A 17,991-nucleotide genomic window follows, 5' to 3' on the forward strand; every position below is an offset into this window, starting at 1 on the left:
CATCCGGTGCGACGACACACGTGTGCGGCGCCGACACCAAACGACGGCCGGAGGCCATACCTCCGGCCGTCACTGAAGAGCGGTGCTGCTACAGGCCTACAATCCCAGGTCAAAGGCCAGGCACGAGTACTGGTTCCACGAACCTTCGGGGTTGTAGGCGGCGTTCGTCCCGCTACCCGGCGGGAGTTCCGCCCCTTCGGTCATGTCCTCGAAGCGGATCCGCTCGGGGAGCTTGCCGAACCGTATGTGCCGTGCCGCCGCGGCGGCATCCGTCGTGAGTTCCTTGTCCATGACCATTCCCCACTTCGCGGATCGCCTAATGCATGTCGCCTTGGACGACTATCAGGATGCAGCATCGCGCGTCACCTGTCAAAGCGGTGACTTGCGCAAATGTTTCACCCCTCCATAGCTCGGCGCCGATGCCGCGCCGGCGGTCACCCCATGGCGTCGACCTCGAAGATCGCGGCGGTGAACGCCTCGGGCTGCTCCTGCGGGAGGTTGTGGCCGGCTCCGGGGACGACGTGGTGTGTCCAGGGGCCGGAGAAGTGTGCCGCGTAGGAGCTTCCGTCGGTCGGCGGGACGACGCCGTCGGCCTGTCCGTCCAGAGTGACCGTGGGCACGGTGATCTTCGGCTGATCCAGCAGCCTCCGCTCCAGGCCGGCGTATCGGGGGTCGCCGGGAGCTACGGCCAGGCGGTGGCGGTAGCTGTGGATCACCACGTCGACGTAGTCCGGGTTGGTCCACAGCTCCGCCGCCTGCGCGAACTCGGCTTCCGTGAACTGCCATTCGGGCGAGTTGCGGCGCCAGACGACCCGTGCCAGATCCTCCCGGTTGCGCTGGAGCCCCCTCCGCCCGCGCTCGGTGGCGAAGTAGAAGAAGTACCAGTAGCCCAACTCAAGTGCGGGCGCCAGTGGTTCCTGGGCAACCGCGAGGTTTTGGACGAGGTAGCCGTTCACGGAGACCAGGCCTGCACAGCGCTCCGGCCACAGTGCCGCGGCAACGTCGCCGGCCCGCCCGCCCCAGTCGTATCCGGCGAACAGGGCCCGGGGAACGCGCAGTGCATCCATGAAGGAGACCACGTCCGCACCGAGCGCCGCCTGCTGACCGGAGCGGAAGGCGTCCTCACGCAGGAAGCGAGTCCCTCCGTGTCCGCGCAGATAGGGGATGTAGCAGCGGTATCCGCGCCGGGCGAGCGCAGGCGCCACCTCGGCGTAGGAGCCGACCGGACTGAAGGGCCAGCCGTGCAGGAGGATCACCGGCTTGCCCCGGGCCGGCCCCACGTCGTGGTAGGCGATGTCCAGGACGTCGGTGCGGACCTGGTGCACCGGTCCGAGGTCGCGCGCAGTCCGGCCGTTCGGGGCCTGGGGGGTCGATCTCCCCGAGAGCGCCGACGCCTGCCCGGCGCCGGCGAGACCGGCCACCCCCGTCGCCGTTGCCGCCGTCAGCGCCTGGTTCAGTCTCCGCCTGCTGATCATGCTGCTTCCTCGCGTTCGATCCGGAGCGGGCGTTGCACACATATCCACGTGACATCACCCGTCTGACAGGTGACGAGGATTCTGGTGGCGGATGTCTCTGCCAAGAAGCCACCCGCACATGCGTGTGTCCTGTTTTGAGCTCCCCGACACATGTTTGAGTGTGCGAGGGTCTACTGCGACCGCATTTCGGCCGAGCGAGTGACCTCGACGTCTCCCCGGCGTCGTAACACCGGAAAGTGTGGGTTGCATGATCATCCCCAGTGTGAAACTCCGTACCGCAGCCGCCGCCGTGGCCATGTCCGCGGCCCTCATCGGGTTCGGCACCGGGTCGGCGAGCGCCACCGGCTGGCCGCCGCTGCAGGAGGGCGCTTATCTCTACTCGGGCACCACGGGAACAGGAACCGTGACGAAGGTCGACCTCGACGACTTCGGTACGTGCCACACCTTGGCGCAGTCGGCGCTCTCGGTGCAGATCGTTTCCGGCTCGGCGGCACTGGAGCTGTATTCCGGGGCCGACTGCACCAGCGCCACCCCGTGGCGTACCGGCACGCTGACCCAGACAGACCTTCCCTGGGCGATGCTGAGCTATCGAGTCGTCAAGGGGTGATCGATCGCCCTCGGCAGAGCGGCCACCGGCTCCACGGGCGAGCCGGTGGCCGCTTGTCGTCAGGACGTGTCCAACTTGAGCCGCTGGTCCGCTGGTCCGGTTGATGACGTATCCGTCCCATGACTGACATGCCGGCGCCGTCCGCGCGTCGTGCGCGAAGTGTCGGCAGTCAAACGACGGACGCCCCTCGCGGGGGTTTGCGGCGACATTGGGAATCCACCTGCTGACCCAGCGGTCGGAGGCCACGCCCGTGTCGCGGTTCGTGGCCCGTCGCCGGCTGCACAGGAGGGTTCCGCTCACACGTGTGCGGAGCATCGCCAGTCAATATCGACGAAGGACACAGCATGGCTCGTACATGGTTGATAACCGGCGCTTCCCGTGGTTTCGGGCGTGCCCTGGCGGAGGCGGTTCTGGCGAACGGCGACCGGCTGGTGGCGACGGCGCGTCGTCCGGAGCAGCTTGCGGAGCTGGTGTCCGGCTACGGGGACCGGGTGCGGGCGGTGGCCCTGGACGTCACCGACGCCGACGCCGCTCACCACGCGGTGCGGGCCGCCGTCGACGCCTTCGGCCGACTCGACGTGGTGGTGAACAACGCCGGGTACGCCAACAGCGCTCCGATCGAGGAGATGGCCGAGGACGACTTCCGCGCCCAGTTCGAGGCGAACTTCTTCGGGGTCGTCCATGTCACCCGGGCCGCCCTGCCGGTTCTGCGCGCGCAGCGCTCAGGGACGTTCCTGCAGTTCTCCTCCCTCGGCGGCCGGGTGGGCGGCACTCCGGGCATGGGCGCCTACCAGAGCGCGAAGTTCGCCGTGGAGGGCTTCTCCGAGGTCCTGGCGAACGAGGTCGCCCCCTTCGGCATCAAGGTCGTCATCGTCGAGCCGGGTGCCTTCCGCACGGACTGGCAGGGCTCGTCGATGGAGCTGCACGCCGTGGGACCCGACTACGAGGAGACCGTCGGCGTCATGAACAAGTACCGGGCGGAGCACAACGGCACGCAGCCCGGTGACCCGGTCCGCGCCGCCAAGGTCCTCCTCGACGTCGTCGGACACGACGACCCGCCGCGCCGGCTCCTGCTCGGTGCGCAGGCCGTGGCCATGGCCCTGGAAGCGGGCGAGGCCCGCGCCGCGGAGACGAGGAAGTGGGCCGAGGCCAGCAGCGCTGCGGACTTCCCGGCCTAGGCACACCGCCCGGGCGCTCCGGCGTCGACTCCCCCGCCTTCCTTCTCGCGGAACCCCCTCTCACTCGAACCGAAGGAGACCACCGCATGTCTCACAAGACCTGGCTCATCACCGGCGCGTCCAGCGGACTGGGCAAGGCCCTCGCCGAGCACCTCCTGGCCCAGGGTCACCACGTGGCGGCGACGGCCAGTTCGACGCAGGTCACCGCCGAACTGGCCGCGCGCTACCCGCAGACCGCGCTGGCGCTCAAGCTCGACGTCACCGAGCCCGCGGACCGCGAGTCCGCGGTCCGCGCCGTCGAGGAACGCTTCGGCGGCATCGACGTCCTGGTCAACAACGCCGCGATCGATTTCATCGGCGCCCTGGAGGAGCAGCGGGAGAGCGACTACCGCCGGCTGTTCGAGGTGAACTTCTTCGGCGCGGTCGCCCTCACCCGTGCGGTGCTGCCCGGCATGCGCGCGCGGCGCCGCGGCATCATCGTCAACGTCTCCTCCATGGACGGCCTGGCCGCCCTCCCCGCGAACGGCTACTACTCGGCCGGCAAGTTCGCGCTGGAGGGCTTCACCGAGGCGCTGTGGCAGGAGATCGAGCCCATCGGCCTGCACGCGATGATCATCCAGCCCGGTTCCTTCCGCACCGGTATCGAGAACCGCACGCGGGCCTCCGGAGAGCCCATCGGCGACTACCGGGCCACGGCCGGCGCCTTCCGCGCCATGATGGGCAGCCTCACTCCGGAGATGTTCCCCGGCGACCCGGAGCGGGCAGCCGAGGCGATCCGCCGCGCCGTCAGCGCCCCGGAGCCGCCCCACTGGGTCGTCCTCGGCAGCGACGCCCAGCGGCGCATCGGCGTCAAACTCGACCAGCTCCGGGCCGAGTTCGAGGCCGGCAAGGAGCTGGCGTACAGCACGGACTTCCCCGGCGCCGCCGACAACGCGGTGCTGTGAGCGGACCGCACGAGCTGATCCCCCGCGGTCGCGCTGAGCCGCGACTCCCCAAACGACACAGAATTCGAGGCACCATCATGAGCAAGACATGGCTGATCACGGGTACGTCCCGTGGCCTGGGCCGAACCCTGGCCGAGTCGGTCCTGGAGGCCGGCCACCGGCTGGTCGCCACGGCCCGGCGCACCGAGGTGCTGAACGACCTCGCCCACACCTACGGCGACCGGGTCCGCCTGGTCACGCTGGACGTGCGAGACGCCGGCGCGGCCCGTGCCGCGGTGCGGGCGGCCGTGGAGGCGTTCGGACGGCTGGACGTGGTCGTCAACAACGCCGGTTACGCCGACATGGCCGCCATCGAGGACATGTCCGAGCAGGCCTTCCGGGACCACATCGACGCCAACCTCTTCGGTGTCGTCAACGTCACCCGGGCCGCTCTGCCCGTCCTGCGCGAGCAGGGCTCGGGGCACATCATCCAGATCTCGTCCGTGGGCGGGCGCGTGGGCGTTCCGGGCCTGGGTGCCTATCAGACGGCCAAGTGGGCGGTCGGCGGCTTCTCCGAGGTCCTGGCGCAGGAAGTCGCTCCCCTCGGCATCAAGGTCACCGTGGCCGAGCCGGGCGGCATGCGCACCGACTGGGCAGGCTCCTCCATGGCCACTTGGCCGGTCAGTGCGCCGTACGAGCCCGTCGTCGGGGCTGCCATCGCGCAGATCCGTGGGGCGGACGGCCGGCAGCCCGGAGACCCGGGGCGCATCTCCCGGGTCCTGATGGACATCGCCGAGAGCGACAACCCGCCGCTGCGCCTGCTGCTCGGGAAGGACGCCGTCACCGTCGCCGAGGCCATGGCCGACCGACTTGCCGCCCAGGACGCCGCATGGCGCCACGTCAGTGAGTCCGTCTGACCTCGACCCCCGGTTCCGAACGCACGGCGCCGGCGAGGGGCGCACACGTATGGGTCTGCCGGACCGCGTGTGCGCCTCTTGCCGTTGAAGGCGGTCCGATGTGTCTCCGGTCCGTGTCGCCCGGCCGGGTCAGACGGTGATGGTCTGGTACTCGGTGTAGGTGCCGAGGCCGACCGCGCCGTACTCGCGGCCGACACCGCTGGCCTTGAAGCCGCCGAAGGGTCCGTCGAAGGCGATCGAGGCGCCGTTGACCGTGACGGTGCCGGTGCGGACGCGGCGGGCGACCGCCAGCGCGTGCTCCTCGTCGCAGGACCAGACGCCGCCGGAGAGGCCGTATTCGGAGTCGTTGGCGATGCGGACGGCGTCGTCCTCGTCGTCGTAGGCGATGACGACCAGGACCGGGCCGAAGATCTCTTCCTGGGCGATGCGCATGGAGTTGACGACGTCGGCGAAGACGGTCGGGGTGACGTAGTTGCCCCCTTCCAGGCCCGCGGGGATCTGCGGGCCGCCGGTGACCAGGCGGGCGCCCTCCTCGATTCATTTAACTGCCTCATCAATGTAGCACTTCCGATAATTAGCTACACATAATCGTGCGCCCGGTGACTGACTCACACACGCCGACCCACGTATCCGCACTGCGCCGTCAAATGACTGATGTGCGATCCCTCGCCGCCGACGAGAGTGTGTGACATCACCCCGGCCCGCCCCTGCAGCCGCATCACCTGTTGGACAGGTGATGAGTCCCGGGCGCGAGCTGGTCACCGGAAACGCACAGCGGAGGTATTCACATGCTCAACAGGCGTACATTCACCAAGGCCGTCGGCCTGGGCACCGGCGCGGCCGCGGTTTCACTGTCCAGCCTGCAGAACAACGCGGTCGCCGCGACGGCCGCGCAGACGCCGGCCGGCACGCCGAGCTCCACCGTGCTGAGCGTCACCCCGGGCACACACACCGGTTTCACCACGCTCAAGCAGGTCAAGGCGGGGGTTCTCGACATCGGTTACGCCGAGCTCGGCCCCGCGCACGGCCCCGTCGTCATCTGCCTGCACGGCTGGCCCTACGACATCCACAGCTACGTCGACGTAGCCCCGCTCCTGGCCGACCTGGGCTACCGCGTCCTCGTTCCCTATCTGCGCGGCCACGGCAGCACCCGGTTCCTGTCCCGCCGCACCCCCCGCACCGCCGAACAGTCCGCCATCGCGCTCGACATCATCGCCTTCATGGACGCCCTCAAGATCGAGAAGGCGGTCCTCGCCGGCTTCGACTGGGGCTCGCGGACCGCCGACATCATCGCCGCCCTGTGGCCCGAGCGCGTCAAGGCCCTCGTCTCCACCAGCGGTTATCTCATCACCAACCGCAAGGCGCAGTTGGAGCCCGCCGCACCGGCCGTCGAGCGCATCTGGTGGTACCAGTGGTACTTCGCCACCGACCGTGGCAAGAAGGCCATGGAGAAGGTCGACGACCGCCTCGCGCTGTGCCGCTACGTGTGGACCCTCGTCTCCCCCAACTGGAACTTCGACGAAGCCACCTTCCAGCGCACCGCCGAGGCCTTCAAGAACCCGGACTACGCCGCCGTCGTCCTCTACAACTACCGCTGGCGGATCAGCCTCATCGAGGGCGAACGACGCTACGACCGCTACGAGAAGCTGCTCGCCGCGCAACCCCCCATCCAGGTACCCACCATCACCCTCGACCCCGCCCTCGACCCCTTCACCGCACCCGGCAACGGCACCTCCTACCGCGACCACTTCACCGGTCCCTACCAGCACCGCACCGTCGCGGACATCGGCCACAACCTCCCGCAGGAGGCGCCCACCGCGTTCGCCCAGGCCGTCGTCGACGCCGACCACCTCTGAATCCGGCGTCCGGCAGACGGCATGCCACAGTCGCGGATCACGCTACCGGTGGGCCGGGTGACACATGTGCGGCCGGGAAGGGCGGTGGCCCTTCCCGGCCGCACATGTCGTCAGGATTCCTCGCGCTTGGGCAGTCGCCAGTTCGGGCGCGGGAAGTGGCAGGTGTAGCCGTTCGGGTAGTGCTGGAGGTAGTCCTGGTGCTCCGGCTCGGCGTCCCAGAACGGACCGGCCGCAACGACCTCGGTCACCACCGGCCCCGGCCACAGCCCCGAGGCCTCGACGTCGGCGATGGTGTCCTGCGCTACGCGGCGCTGTTCGTCGTCGACGTAGAAGATGGCGGAACGGTAGCTGAGGCCCACGTCGTTGCCCTGCCGGTTCCTGGTGGTCGGGTCGTGGATCTGGAAGAAGTACTCCAGGATCGCGCGGTAGTCGGTGACCGTGGGATCGAAGACGATCTCGATCGACTCCGCGTGCTTTCCGTGGTCGCGGTAGGTGGGCCGGGGCTTGTCGTGGTCGCCGCTGTAGCCCACGCGGGTGCGCACCACCCCGGGCAGCGACCGGATCAGCTCCTGCATGCCCCAGAAGCAGCCGCCCGCCAGCAGCGCCCTCTCCTCGACGTCACTCATGGCGCATCACCTTTCCGTCCGTGTTTCCGCGCGGGATCAGCCTCGCACACCGGCCTCGAATCCCGACCTCGTCACCACCTTGACAGGTGACGTTTCCGCATGACAAATTCGTCACCAGTTAGGGCGGTGACGATGTCCGGCAAGGCCGGCCCGCCCCTTGTCGAAACAATGAGAAGAGGTTTGTCGTGCCGAACACCAAGGGTGGACGCAAGCGGCTGGTGACGGGTGTGGTCTCGACGGTCACGGCGGGGCTCGCGCTCGGCGCGTTCGCCCTCAGCGGCAGCGCCAACGGCGCGACCGAGGCCGCGGGAGCCGCGGGAGCCGACAGACACACCAAGCCGACCATCGTGCTGGAGCACGGCGCCTTCGCCGACGCCTCCAGCTGGAACGGCGTCATCGCCGACCTGCGTGCCGACGGCTACCCCGTCGTCGCCGCCGCCAACCCGCTGCGCGGGCCCTCCTCCGACGCGGCCGCCCTGCGCACCGTCCTCGACCACGTCAAGGGCCCCAAGATCCTCGTCGGGCACTCCTACGGCGGCAACGTCATCAGCCAGGCCGCCGCCGACGACCCCGAGGTCAAGGCCCTCGTCTACGTCGCCGCCTTCCTCCCCGCCCCCGGGGAGAGCGCCCTGGAGCTCACCAACAAGTTCCCGGGCTCCACCCTCCCCGGCGCCCTCGACCCGGTCACCTACCAGCAGGCCGACGGCTCCACCGCCACCGACCTGTACATCCAACAGGACAAGTTCCGCCAGCAGTTCGCCGCCGACGTCCCCGCCAAGCTGGCCGCCCTCATGGCCGCCGGGCAGCGGCCCATCGCCCAGGCCGCCCTTGAGGAGAAGGCCACCACGGCCGCCTGGAAGACCAAGCCCACCTGGGACATCGTCACCACCGAGGACCTCAACATCCCCGCCGCCGTCCAGCGCTTCATGGCCGAGCGCGCCCACGCACACACCACCGAGGTCGCCGCCTCCCACTCGGTGGCCGTCTCCCACCCCCACCTCGTCGCCGACGTCATCGAGCGAGCGGCCCGCGCCACCGTCCGCTGACGCCGCTGAGGAACCCACCGGTCGTGTGTCCGGAAACTGAACCCGTACGCCGTCCTCTCTCGTGCTGGTAGCGCAAGCATCAGAAGGGGAGACACATGCTCGCGTACGACATCCGGGGCGAGGGGCCCGGTCTGGTGCTCCTGCCCGGCATCGGGAGCACCGCGGCGGGGACCTGGGGAACCGTGGTCGACGGTCTCGCGGCCGAGCACACCGTCCTGCTTCCCGACCTTCCCGGGTCGGGAAGCAGTCCGCTGCCCGGCGGCCCGCTGGAGGTGAGCGCCGTCGCCGACCAGGTCGTGGCCACCGCCCAGGAGGCCGGGCTGGACGACTTCGTCGTCGCCGGGGCCTCACTCGGCGCGGCCGTCGCCGTCAGGATCGCCGCACTCCGTCCCGACCGGGTGCGCGGCCTGGTCACTCTGGCCGGCTTCGCCCGGCCCCGCACCACGTTGTGGCTCCATCTGGAGATGTGGGCGTCGTTGCGCGCCCGCCACGACGGGGATGCCCGCGCCTTTCTGACCGCGCGGTCCTTCTCCGAGGAGCATCTGCCCGCCCGGTCGACGGCGTCCGCCGCGGGGACGTCCGCGCAGATCGGCCTCGCTCTGGGCATCGACGTCCGCGGTGATCTGCCCGCAATCCCCGTCCCGGCCCTGGTCGTCGCGGCCGTCGCAGACCGCTTCGTGGCCCCTGAGCACTCGGTGGAGCTCGCCGTGGGCCTGCCCGGAGCCCGTCTGGCCGCGGTCGACGCAGGGCACTTGGCCGCCCTGGAGCAACCCGGCCGAACTCTGCGGCTCCTCACCGATTTCCTGGGTGAGATACGCCGGTCCGACCCCGTGGTCCCGCGCACCGGCGCCGTCCGGCAGCCGAGTGGCCCCACTTCCACGCGGTGGCGGAGATGTCACTGATCGCCTCCCGCGCGGCCGCGGACAGGGCCGTCATCGGTGGCTGTCTCGGAGCGCAGTTGCTCGGCGAGGCGCTCGGGGCCCCGTGCCCGCGCAGTCCGGAACCGCAGCAGGTCGGCTCGTTCCCCGTGACCACTTCTTGCCCCGGCAGACGGCGCGCTGTGCGCCCACCCGGCGGCATCACCACCGCAGAGAGACCGAAGCATCCATGAGATCGGACGCGCGCTCCAACCGGCTGCGCATTCTCGAAGCGGCGGCCGAGGTGCTCGCCGCTTCCGGAGACACCTCCTTCAAGTCCATCGCACGCAGGGCGGGTGTGGGCCAGGGCACGCTCTACCGCCACTTCCCCACCCGGGAGTCCCTGGTGCTCCAGGTGTACGGGAACGAGGTGGACGCGATGGTGGGCGCCGTTCCCGCCCTTCTGGACGTGCTCGCCCCGCAACTCGCGCTGCGCGCCTGGCTGGAGCGTCTGCTGTATCTCGGCCGGAGCACACCTGAGTTCGCGGACGCCATGAGCCTGGCCACCGGTGTGCCGTCGGAGCAGTGCAGCCCGGCGTACCTGCTGCTGCTCGACGCGCTGTCGGCGCTGGTGAAGGCCAACGAGGCGGCCGGGACCATCGTGGAAGGGACGACGGCCGACGACGTACTGCTGCTGCTCGTCCCCTTGTGGCACATCTGCGCTCAGGACGAGGACCGCGCCCGGCGGCTGCGTCTGTTCGACCTGCTCATGCGAGGGCTGTGTCCGTCCGGGCCCGAGTCCTCTTCACGTCCGGTGCGCGGTCAGTAGAGCTCCTCGCCCGGGTAGAGGGTGAGCAGCCGCACGGTCTCCACGTACAGCCACGCCGGGCTCAGGGCGAGCCCGAACGCGGCCGGCCAGGACTGGTCGCGGGACGCGCCGTAGGTGATGCCGTCCTCGATCTGCCGGTAGTGCAGGGGAAGGAAGGAGGCGCAGAGGACGATGCCGAGCACGCCCATGAAGACGCCGAGACCGAAGGGATGCAGGCCCAAGCGGTCCGCGCCCATGACGGGGTACAGCATCCAGTCGGCCAGGGCGAGGACGCCCAGGCCGAGCAGCGCGGCGCCGACGAAGGCGTAGAGCCGGCGGTTCACCCGCATCCAGTGCAGTCCGTGGGCGAGGAGGGCTCCGGCGGAGGCCGCGAACGTGCCGAGCACGGTCTGGACGAGGATGCCGGGTGACAGGTGGCCGGAGGCCGTCGCCGAGAGCACGCCCAGGAACACGCCTTGAAGCGCCGCGAACGCCAGCGTCCGGGACGGGGACGGCAGGTTCCTGCGGTATTGCCTCACCACCAGTGCGGCGGCGAGGAGTCCGGCGGCGACGACGATGCCGTACGACGCGGCCGTACCGGGCCGGGCAAGCGGCAGTACCGTCCATGACAGCACGGCCGCGAGCGCCGTGACCCCGAGCGCCGCAGCCGCACGGGGCAGGACGGTGTCCATCGTCATCAGGTCGCCGACCGAGAACGGCAGCGGAGCGGAGCCGTCCTCGCGGACCTGCTCCAGGCCCTTGCCCGCCCTGGTCCCGTCCCGCCCGACGGCGATCCCGGCCTCCGGGTCCCTGGCCGCCGTCTTCTGTCCGCCGCGCCGTCCGAACTGCGGCCGGCCGAGTATCGGGTTGCTGCTCTTCAACGAACGGTGCTCGACCGCTGTCACGCCAGGTCACCTTCTCCGTGTCGGTCATACGGCCATCCGATCGCCGCCGCCCGGAGCGGCGGGGCCGGGGCCGTCGGCGGGTCAGTTCGCCAACCCGTAGAAGTGCATCGGGGAGTTCGGCTCGAAACCGATCCGCGGATACACCGGTGCTCCGGCGACCGTCGCGTGCAGGGTGGCGCGGGTCAGGCCGGTGGCGCGGGCGCCCTCGTACAGCGCCTTGCGCGTCACCGCCTCGCCGTAGCCCCGGCGTTGGTGGTCCGGGTCGGTGGCGACGAGCACGACGAACAGGCGGCCCTGGGCCTCGACGGTGGCGGCACAGGCGACGGGGACGCCGTCCCGCACGGCGAGATAGGCGTACACCTCCCGCTTCCACAGCGTGGAGCCGTCCAGACCGTCACGGCCGTCCTCCAGACCGAAGCCGTAGGCGCGCGAGTTGAGGTCCGCGTAGGCCCGCAGCTGTTCGTCGGTCGTCACCCGCTCGAACGTGAGGTCCGGATGGCGGGGCTCGGGGATGGGCAGCAGGTCACCGGCCATGCCCGTGCCGGGGAAGGCGTGGGCCAGGCCCGCGCGCCGCGCCGCCTCCGCCAGCTCGGCGCGGGCGTCGTCCGCGAGCAGGTCCTCGAAGAGCCACAGGAAGCCCGGCTGCTTCTTGGACCGCATGATGTCCGCCGCCTGGCCCAGCCGCTGCTCCAGCAGGTCCGCCTCCGCCCCGACGTCGGTCAGGGTGATCGCGTTCCAGAAGGCGAAGCGGCAGTCGGCCCAGCGGACGACGACACCCGGCAGCTCCCGTACGTCCGCGTTGCTGTCCCGGTCGAGCACCATGGCGCGCCAGACCGTGGAGAGCTGTTCCACCGATTCGACCGCCGCCGCAAGTTTCGTCATCGCCACTCCTGACCTCGTCGTGTGGTGTCCGGAACACCTCGTGCCCGGCACAACGAGCGGGGATGCCGGGTGGGACGGGACACCGTGTCATTTCGGGCAGTCCCGGGCTCCTGCTCGACACCCGCCCCCACAGCGAGGTCGATCGGGAGCCCGGGAGGCGCCTCCCCTTGCGATCAGCGCACGGGACGGCCGCCGTGACCCCACCGCGGCCGGCCGGCGGCAGGGACTCTGCTGCCCTTGACACGTAGGCGGGGCGCGCCGGGGTTCACACCGGCACACCCCGGCTGCGCGACCGTCGGACGCCGGTGTCCCTCGGGGATCAGGCGGGTGCGATGTTGTGGTTGAACCGGAACACGTTGGCCGGGTCGTAGCGCATCTTCACCGCGGCGAGCCGGTCGAACCGCTCCGCCCCGTACACCTGGCGCACTCCCTCGGCGTCGGTCGCCTCGTCCGGCGAGAGGAAGTTCACCATGTTGCGCCGCGCTGCCCAGGGCGCCAGTCCGTCGACGACCCGTGCCAGCTCGGCGCGCAGCGGCTCCGCCCGGTCCGGAGTTCCCAGCGCGAACCCGAAGACGACGTACGGCAGACCGCGGCTCGGCACGGCGTTGGGGATCGCCGGTTCACGGTCGAGCGCGCCGCCGAGTGCGCGGATCTCCACGTTCGCGAGGGTGCATCCCGACTGCGGGCCCGTCAGGTCCACGAACGCCTCCAGCGTCTTCTCGCCGAACTCCTCCAGGCAGACGCTGCGGTCGAAGTACGGCATCGGGTCCACCGGGTCCATGTGGATGTCCCCGATCGCGGTGAAGGGCTTCTCCCCGACCAGGTCGACCAGCACCGGCGCGGACGCGCGCAGGGGCGCGATCAGTTCGGCTCCGTCGGCCGCCGACCCCAGGTAGCCGATGCGCAGATGGATCACGAAGGCGCCGCGCAGCGGCGCGGGCAGCGCCGGCACGTCGGGCAGCCGCTGGACGCCGATGGAGGAGGTCATGTCCTCGCCCACCGTCGGCAGCCAGGCCCGCCAGGCCTCCAGCACCTGCGGCAGATGCTCGCCCGGGAAGTAGATGCCGCCACCGTAGAAGCGCGCGACCGGGAACACGTCGAACTCGATCTCGGTCACCACGCCGAAGTTGCCCTTGCCGCCCAACGCCGCCCAGAACAGCTCGGGTTCGCTCCGTGGGGTGACCGTGCGCAGTTCTCCGTCCGCCGTGACCATGTTCAGCCGGCGCACATGGTCGGCGGCATAGCCCAGGCTGCGCCCCAGCAGCGGGCTCTGCCCGCCGCCCAGCGTGTATCCGACGACACCCACGTCCGGCGCCGAGCCCGCGAGGGGGGCCAGACCGAACTCCGCGGTCAGCGGCAGGACATCGCGCCACAGCACCCCCGGCTCGGCCCGCACGGTGCGCTGCCGCTCGTCGACCACGACGCGCCGCATCCGCTGTGTCGTGATGAGCAGCCCGTCACGGGCCGACGAGACCACCTGATGGGCGGCGGACTTCACCGCGACGGGCAGTCCGTGCGTCACGGCGAACCGGACCGCCGCGCGGACGTCCGACTCGCCGGTCGCGCCGACCACCACGGCCGGCCGGAGGTGGCAGGTCAGGTTGTACGTGGCGCACTCCGCCTCGTACCCGGCCGTGTCCGGCTCCAGGACCGGTCCCTCCACTGATCGCCGCAGAGCCGCCACCTGCTCCGGCCGGAGGTTCACACTCACACCAGACTTGTCCGCACTCACTTGGTCACAACCTCAATCGCGCATGTGGTGCGCCGCCGTGCCCGCACAGGGCGGGCGACGGCCGGCGAACCCTTGACGCCACTGACACGAGCCGGACGAGCTCTTTCGTTCACCTCGGGGTGCCGGTACCCACATGTCGGCGGGACCAGGCGTTCCGTCGCCGTGACGGACGTGCGGGGGACGGCATACGTGTGTTGTCCGCGCTGCCGCGCAGGTTGAGGGCGAGGACGATGCCGACGGCGAGTGTCGGGGCGATCCAGAGGTATCCGGAGGCCGTGGCGTGGGCGAAGGCGTCCAGTGCGGTCTCGCGCAGGGCGGCCGGGAGCAGGCCGATGGTGTCGGGGCGGGCGGCGTCGAAGCCACCGCCGGTCGGCAGGGTGTGAGTACCTGCGGCGAAGCCGCTGTTGAGGAGGGTTCCGAAGACGGCGACACCGAAGGCGGCTCCGATGGAGCGGGCGAAGGTGACCACGGCACTCGCGGCTCCGAGGTCGGCCGCCGGGACGCTGTTCTGGACGGTGGTCAGCACGACCATGGGCACCATGCCGATCCCGACACCTGTGATCAGGAAGTAGACGCTCAGCACGAGGGTGTTGGTGGCGGCACCGATCGTCCCCAGCAGGAGCAGTCCGGCGAGGTTGGCGGCCAGGCCCACGAGCAGGATCGCCCGTAGTCGGTCGGCGTGGGCGGCCCAGCGTCCGGCCAGGGACTGGCTGACGACCAGACCGGCGACCAGGGGCAGCATATGGATGCCGGAGAGGGTGGCCGAGATGCCGTGGACGATCTGGAGGTAGGTCGGCAGGTAGACCAGGACGGCGAACATCGCGGCGTTGGCGAAGAATCCGATCAGCGAGGAGAAGACCACGGTGCGGGAGGCGAGCATGGCCGGTGGCAGGACCGGGGCGGCGGCACGGCGCTCGACCGGCACCAGCAGCACGGCCGGCGCGACGGTGGCGACGACCAGGCCGACGATGGCCGGTGAGCCCCAGCCCCAGCGCTCGCCGAACGAGGTGATCAGGACCAGGCCGGTGGCGATGGCGGCCAGGAGGGTGGCGCCGAGGTAGTCGATACGTGCCTTGGCGCCCCGGGTGGCCGCGGGCAGCGCCCGGGCTGCGACGGCCAGGGCGACGATGCCGACGGGCAGGTTGACCAGGAAGGCCCACCGCCAGGACAGCTGGTCGGTGAACACGCCGCCCAGCAGGGGGCCGACGATGCTGGCGACGCCGTAGACCGAGCCGAACATGCCCTGGTAGCGGCCACGTTCGCGCGGGGCGACGATGTCGCCGACCAGGGCGAAGGTCAGCACGATCATGCCGCCGCCGCCCACGCCCTGGAGCGCTCGGGCACCGATCAGCTCGGGGAGGCTCCCGGCCAGGCCGCAGGCCACCGAGGCGACCAGGAAGATCGTGGTCGAGGCCAGGTAGAGCCGCTTGCGGCCGAACATGTCGCCGAGCTTGCCCCACAGCGGCGTCACCGCCGTCGACGCGAGCAGGTACGCGGCGCTGACCCAGGCGATGTCGTCGAACCCGTTCAGGTCCTCCGCGATCCGGGGCAGTGCCGTCGAGACGATCGTCTGGTCCAGGGCCGCGAGCAGGACCGCGAGGATCAGGGCGCTCATCGCGGCGGTGGCGTTGCCCGGCCGGGGCAATGCGGACTGTTGCTTCGACATCGACTTGCCTTCCTCCAAGGGGCGGCCGGATCGGCGGCTTGCCGCGGCACACGACTGGACGCCACATCCGACTGACACCACTCAAGATATCTGTCACTCGGATGTAGCAGTTAAGGCCTTCGTCTTCATCCCTCAGAGGCAGTTAATGAGTCAGAGGTCACATTCTCCGGCTAGACTCGGCGCCGTGAGAGCCGACGCCGCACGCAACCTCGAAGCCGTCCTGACCACCGGAGCACGGATGCTCGCCGCCGACCCCGGCGCGAGCATCGCGAGCATCGCCGCCGAGGCAGGCGTGGACCGGCGTACCGTCTACCGACGCTTCGCCTCTCGCGAGGAGCTCCTCGCCGCCATCTACGAGTCCCGCCTGACGGCCATCGAAGAGGCCATCCAGGACGCCCGGCTGCGCGAGGCTCCCGTCGCCGTCGCCCTGCACCGCTACGTCGAGAACATCATCGCCGTCAATCGCACCTGGCCCGTCGACCTCGGCCGCATGCTCACCGACGACACCGTCCGCCGGCGCCGCGACGCATCGGTCCAGGAAGTGGAGACCTTCCTCGAACGCGCCACCGACGAAGGCCTCCTGCGCTCCGGACTGCCCCAGGGGTGGACCGGCGCGCTCCTGCCCCAGCTCATGCACCTCGTGTCCCGGCAGCAGCCCGAGCTGAGCCCCGGCCGGGCGGCGGACGTCGTCGTCGACACCTTCCTGCACGGCGTCGGCGCGTCCTGAGACGCGCGCGACGCCGGTCCCGGCGAGGCCGTCCGCCGTGGCGTCAGCCCCGACGGACCCCTTCGAGGAAGCGGCCGGCCAGATCGACGCGCTCCTCCAGGGTGGCGGGTGTCTGCCCGAAGTCCATGAAGAGTTCGTGGACTCCCGCCTCGCCGGCGGCCCGCGCATAGTCGATGAACTGGCCCAGCGTGCCGGCCCGGGGCAGCTGTTCCGGGCCGGTCTTCGTATCGGTCAACTGCGGGTTGACGCGCAGCGCCATACGCAGGCCGGACGGGTCGCGTTCCGCCTCGACCGCCTCCTTGAGGATGACGTCCCACATGCCGAGGAGGTGCGGAAGCGGCATCGCCACCGGCAGCCAGCCGCCGAGCCGTCGGCCGATCCGCCGCAGGCCGTTCGGGGCGAACGCCGCGAGCAGCACCGGCGGTCCGGGCCGCTGGCACGGCTTGAGCCCCACCACGGTCTCCGGGACGGTGAACAGGGGTCCCTCATGGGCGAAGATGTCGGCGGCCCAGTACTTCTCCAGGATGTCCAGCGTCTCGTCGAGCCGCGCGCCCCGGCCCTTCCAGGGCACGGAGACCGCGGTGTACTCCTCGGGCATCCAGCCCAGGCCCAGCCCCACCAGCAGGCGTCCCCTGCTGAGGAGGTCGAGGGTGGTCAGCGAGCGGGCCAGCATGATCGGCGACTGCCACAGGCCGTTCAGCGTGCTCGTTCCCAGCCGGACGCGGGTCGTGTGAGCCGCGGCGAACGTCAGGGCCGCCAGCGGGTCCAGGTGGTTCTCGTACTCGCGCGGCATCTTGCCGTCCGGACTCGGGTAGGGGGTTCCGGGCACGAGGGGGGCCAGGACGCGGTCGCCCGTCCACAGGGAGTCGTATCCCATCTCCTCCGCGGTACGGCAGACACGGAGGACTCCTTCCGGCTGGGCGTCGGGACCGAAGGTCGGAAGGGCCAGGCCCAGTCTCATGTCTCTCCTCAAGTGGTGGACCCGTCCGGGTCCTTGCAGGTCAGTGGGATACCGAGCAGGGCTTCCAGAGCGGCGACCGTACGGGCGGGTGCCACGGCGTGGACGGTGGAGAAACCCAGCTCCGCCGCGGGCGGCAGGTACTGCTCGGTGTCGTCGACGAACACGCACTCCTCGGCACTCAGGCCGAGTGCGTCAAGGACGAGGCGGTACATCCGCGGCTCGGGCTTGCGTGTCCCGTGCGATTCCGAGAACACCACGGCGTCGTAGAGCCGCTCCAGGTCGTATCCCCGGTACAGGTTCCACGGGTTCAGGCCGACGGAGTTCGAGAGGATCGCGACCTTCACTCCGGCCCGGCGCGCGGCGGCCGCCGCGGCGATGACCGAGGTCTCGGGGCGCAGGTCGGCGAAGATGCGGCCCATCAGGTTGTCGGGCCGGACGCCGAGAAGCCGGCCCGCCGCCGCGTTCCACTGGGTCTGAGTGAGCGTGCCGCGCTCCAGCTCCTCGGTGAGCCGGATCCCCTCGGGGGTCAGGTGGAGACCGGTGAGCAGAGTTCCCTCAGCCAGCCCCTCGCGCTTCTCGAAGGCGAGCGCGGCGGGCAGCAGAGGGGTCGTCAGCACACCACCGAAGTCGAGAACGAGGCCCCTGCAGTATGGGGTCATACGCACGTCACGGCCTGCTGCGTCCGTAAACACCTGGCGAGCATACATGTACGAGAACACTTCACATGTGTCGATCCGCTCGCCGGGCGCGGCGGCATTACATACGTATCCGGAAGGCATGTCTCCGGGAGTCTCGGCGACGAGCTGAGAACCGGTTGCCGCGACG

18 protein-coding genes and 1 pseudogene are annotated in these 17,991 nt (G+C 70.5%); 9 read left to right on the top strand and 10 right to left on the bottom strand.

Annotated features, from left to right (window positions below):
• Positions 1 to 96: 96 nt before the first annotated feature.
• Together AB0Q90_RS00630 and AB0Q90_RS00635 are read right to left on the bottom strand one after the other, a co-directional pair.
• Complete coding sequence (locus AB0Q90_RS00630; RefSeq protein WP_363163883.1) at positions 97 to 291, bottom strand: hypothetical protein; 195 nt, start codon at positions 289 to 291, stop codon at positions 97 to 99.
• Positions 292 to 434: 143 nt separating this feature from the next.
• Positions 435 to 1,475, bottom strand: a complete 1,041-nt coding sequence (locus AB0Q90_RS00635; RefSeq protein ID WP_363163884.1) for an alpha/beta hydrolase — start codon at positions 1,473 to 1,475, stop codon at positions 435 to 437.
• Positions 1,476 to 1,722: 247 nt separating this feature from the next.
• Here AB0Q90_RS00635 and AB0Q90_RS00640 point away from each other — a divergent pair, with 247 nt between their 5' ends.
• The 4 genes from AB0Q90_RS00640 to AB0Q90_RS00655 all read left to right on the top strand — a co-directional run bounded on the left by AB0Q90_RS00640 (position 1,723) and on the right by AB0Q90_RS00655 (position 5,100).
• Positions 1,723 to 2,082 carry a hypothetical protein gene (locus tag AB0Q90_RS00640; RefSeq protein WP_363163885.1) on the top strand — a complete coding sequence of 120 codons (360 nt, stop codon included), beginning with the start codon at positions 1,723 to 1,725 and terminating at the stop codon, positions 2,080 to 2,082.
• A 344-nt stretch (positions 2,083 to 2,426) separates the two neighbouring features.
• Positions 2,427 to 3,260: an oxidoreductase gene (locus AB0Q90_RS00645; RefSeq protein WP_363163886.1), complete on the top strand. Its 834-nt coding sequence runs from the start codon at positions 2,427 to 2,429 to the stop codon at positions 3,258 to 3,260.
• A gap of 86 nt (positions 3,261 to 3,346) precedes the next feature.
• On the top strand, positions 3,347 to 4,204 hold the full coding sequence (locus AB0Q90_RS00650) for an oxidoreductase (RefSeq protein WP_363163887.1): 858 nt from the start codon (positions 3,347 to 3,349) through the stop codon (positions 4,202 to 4,204).
• Positions 4,205 to 4,281: 77 nt separating this feature from the next.
• Positions 4,282 to 5,100: an SDR family NAD(P)-dependent oxidoreductase gene (locus tag AB0Q90_RS00655; protein ID WP_363163888.1), complete on the top strand. Its 819-nt coding sequence runs from the start codon at positions 4,282 to 4,284 to the stop codon at positions 5,098 to 5,100.
• 129 nt (positions 5,101 to 5,229) lie between these two features.
• Here AB0Q90_RS00655 and AB0Q90_RS00660 read toward each other — a convergent pair.
• Positions 5,230 to 5,637, bottom strand: a pseudogene (locus AB0Q90_RS00660) (aldehyde dehydrogenase family protein); the annotation flags it as partial.
• A gap of 251 nt (positions 5,638 to 5,888) precedes the next feature.
• On the opposite strand from AB0Q90_RS00660, the gene AB0Q90_RS00665 reads away from it, so the two are divergent.
• Complete coding sequence (locus tag AB0Q90_RS00665) at positions 5,889 to 6,956, top strand: alpha/beta hydrolase (RefSeq protein ID WP_363163889.1); 1,068 nt, start codon at positions 5,889 to 5,891, stop codon at positions 6,954 to 6,956.
• A 110-nt stretch (positions 6,957 to 7,066) separates the two neighbouring features.
• Here AB0Q90_RS00665 and msrA read toward each other — a convergent pair whose 3' ends face one another.
• The gene (msrA, locus tag AB0Q90_RS00670; RefSeq protein ID WP_363163890.1) at positions 7,067 to 7,582 is read right to left on the bottom strand and encodes a peptide-methionine (S)-S-oxide reductase MsrA; all 516 of its coding nucleotides are present in this window, start codon (positions 7,580 to 7,582) and stop codon (positions 7,067 to 7,069) included.
• A 185-nt stretch (positions 7,583 to 7,767) separates the two neighbouring features.
• On the opposite strand from msrA, the gene AB0Q90_RS00675 reads away from it, so the two are divergent.
• The 3 genes from AB0Q90_RS00675 to AB0Q90_RS00685 all read left to right on the top strand — a co-directional run bounded on the left by AB0Q90_RS00675 (position 7,768) and on the right by AB0Q90_RS00685 (position 10,314).
• On the top strand, positions 7,768 to 8,628 hold the full coding sequence (locus AB0Q90_RS00675) for an alpha/beta hydrolase (protein WP_363163891.1): 861 nt from the start codon (positions 7,768 to 7,770) through the stop codon (positions 8,626 to 8,628).
• 95 nt (positions 8,629 to 8,723) lie between these two features.
• On the top strand, positions 8,724 to 9,530 hold the full coding sequence (locus tag AB0Q90_RS00680; RefSeq protein WP_363163892.1) for an alpha/beta fold hydrolase: 807 nt from the start codon (positions 8,724 to 8,726) through the stop codon (positions 9,528 to 9,530).
• A gap of 205 nt (positions 9,531 to 9,735) precedes the next feature.
• Positions 9,736 to 10,314, top strand: coding sequence for a helix-turn-helix domain-containing protein (locus tag AB0Q90_RS00685; protein ID WP_363163893.1), 579 nt, complete (start codon positions 9,736 to 9,738; stop codon positions 10,312 to 10,314).
• Here AB0Q90_RS00685 and AB0Q90_RS00690 read toward each other — a convergent pair.
• The 4 genes from AB0Q90_RS00690 to AB0Q90_RS00705 all read right to left on the bottom strand — a co-directional run bounded on the left by AB0Q90_RS00690 (position 10,308) and on the right by AB0Q90_RS00705 (position 15,478).
• The gene (locus AB0Q90_RS00690; protein ID WP_363163894.1) at positions 10,308 to 11,198 is read right to left on the bottom strand and encodes a Bax inhibitor-1/YccA family protein; all 891 of its coding nucleotides are present in this window, start codon (positions 11,196 to 11,198) and stop codon (positions 10,308 to 10,310) included. The two genes, AB0Q90_RS00685 and AB0Q90_RS00690, sit on opposite strands and share 7 nt — an antisense overlap.
• A gap of 81 nt (positions 11,199 to 11,279) precedes the next feature.
• Entirely contained in the window at positions 11,280 to 12,080 is an 801-nt protein-coding gene (locus AB0Q90_RS00695; protein ID WP_363163895.1) for a GNAT family N-acetyltransferase, read from the bottom strand.
• 319 nt (positions 12,081 to 12,399) lie between these two features.
• Complete coding sequence (locus AB0Q90_RS00700; RefSeq protein WP_363163896.1) at positions 12,400 to 13,791, bottom strand: FAD-binding oxidoreductase; 1,392 nt, start codon at positions 13,789 to 13,791, stop codon at positions 12,400 to 12,402.
• A 130-nt stretch (positions 13,792 to 13,921) separates the two neighbouring features.
• A complete protein-coding gene (locus tag AB0Q90_RS00705) occupies positions 13,922 to 15,478 on the bottom strand; it encodes an MDR family MFS transporter (RefSeq protein ID WP_363163897.1) in 1,557 nt (518 codons plus the stop codon).
• 238 nt (positions 15,479 to 15,716) lie between these two features.
• On the opposite strand from AB0Q90_RS00705, the gene AB0Q90_RS00710 reads away from it, so the two are divergent.
• Positions 15,717 to 16,205 carry a TetR/AcrR family transcriptional regulator gene (locus tag AB0Q90_RS00710; RefSeq protein WP_363163902.1) on the top strand — a complete coding sequence of 163 codons (489 nt, stop codon included), beginning with the start codon at positions 15,717 to 15,719 and terminating at the stop codon, positions 16,203 to 16,205.
• 43 nt (positions 16,206 to 16,248) lie between these two features.
• Here the strand turns inward: AB0Q90_RS00710 and AB0Q90_RS00715 are convergent, their stop codons facing one another.
• Positions 16,249 to 17,166, bottom strand: a complete 918-nt coding sequence (locus AB0Q90_RS00715; protein ID WP_363163898.1) for a TIGR03619 family F420-dependent LLM class oxidoreductase — start codon at positions 17,164 to 17,166, stop codon at positions 16,249 to 16,251.
• Positions 17,167 to 17,174: 8 nt separating this feature from the next.
• Positions 17,175 to 17,825, bottom strand: coding sequence for an HAD-IA family hydrolase (locus AB0Q90_RS00720; RefSeq protein WP_363163903.1), 651 nt, complete (start codon positions 17,823 to 17,825; stop codon positions 17,175 to 17,177).
• Between the last annotated feature and the right edge of the window lie 166 nt (positions 17,826 to 17,991).

The sequence above is a fragment of the Streptomyces sp. NPDC079141 genome (genome assembly GCF_040686775.1).
GTDB lineage: Bacteria > Actinomycetota > Actinomycetes > Streptomycetales > Streptomycetaceae > Streptomyces.

Bases quoted from the DNA above. Each gene is read 5' to 3' on its own strand.
- AB0Q90_RS00630 (WP_363163883.1), bottom strand. From the start codon at position 291: ATGGACAAGGAACTCACGACGGATGCCGCCGCGGCGGCACGGCACATA.
- AB0Q90_RS00635 (WP_363163884.1), bottom strand. From the start codon at position 1,475: ATGATCAGCAGGCGGAGACTGAACCAGGCGCTGACGGCGGCAACGGCG.
- AB0Q90_RS00640 (WP_363163885.1), top strand. From the start codon at position 1,723: ATGATCATCCCCAGTGTGAAACTCCGTACCGCAGCCGCCGCCGTGGCC.
- AB0Q90_RS00645 (WP_363163886.1), top strand. From the start codon at position 2,427: ATGGCTCGTACATGGTTGATAACCGGCGCTTCCCGTGGTTTCGGGCGT.
- AB0Q90_RS00650 (WP_363163887.1), top strand. From the start codon at position 3,347: ATGTCTCACAAGACCTGGCTCATCACCGGCGCGTCCAGCGGACTGGGC.
- AB0Q90_RS00655 (WP_363163888.1), top strand. From the start codon at position 4,282: ATGAGCAAGACATGGCTGATCACGGGTACGTCCCGTGGCCTGGGCCGA.
- AB0Q90_RS00665 (WP_363163889.1), top strand. From the start codon at position 5,889: ATGCTCAACAGGCGTACATTCACCAAGGCCGTCGGCCTGGGCACCGGC.
- msrA (WP_363163890.1), bottom strand. From the start codon at position 7,582: ATGAGTGACGTCGAGGAGAGGGCGCTGCTGGCGGGCGGCTGCTTCTGG.
- AB0Q90_RS00680 (WP_363163892.1), top strand. From the start codon at position 8,724: ATGCTCGCGTACGACATCCGGGGCGAGGGGCCCGGTCTGGTGCTCCTG.
- AB0Q90_RS00685 (WP_363163893.1), top strand. From the start codon at position 9,736: ATGAGATCGGACGCGCGCTCCAACCGGCTGCGCATTCTCGAAGCGGCG.
- AB0Q90_RS00695 (WP_363163895.1), bottom strand. From the start codon at position 12,080: ATGACGAAACTTGCGGCGGCGGTCGAATCGGTGGAACAGCTCTCCACG.
- AB0Q90_RS00705 (WP_363163897.1), bottom strand. From the start codon at position 15,478: ATGTCGAAGCAACAGTCCGCATTGCCCCGGCCGGGCAACGCCACCGCC.
- AB0Q90_RS00710 (WP_363163902.1), top strand. From the start codon at position 15,717: ATGCTCGCCGCCGACCCCGGCGCGAGCATCGCGAGCATCGCCGCCGAG.
- AB0Q90_RS00715 (WP_363163898.1), bottom strand. From the start codon at position 17,166: ATGAGACTGGGCCTGGCCCTTCCGACCTTCGGTCCCGACGCCCAGCCG.
- AB0Q90_RS00720 (WP_363163903.1), bottom strand. From the start codon at position 17,825: ATGACCCCATACTGCAGGGGCCTCGTTCTCGACTTCGGTGGTGTGCTG.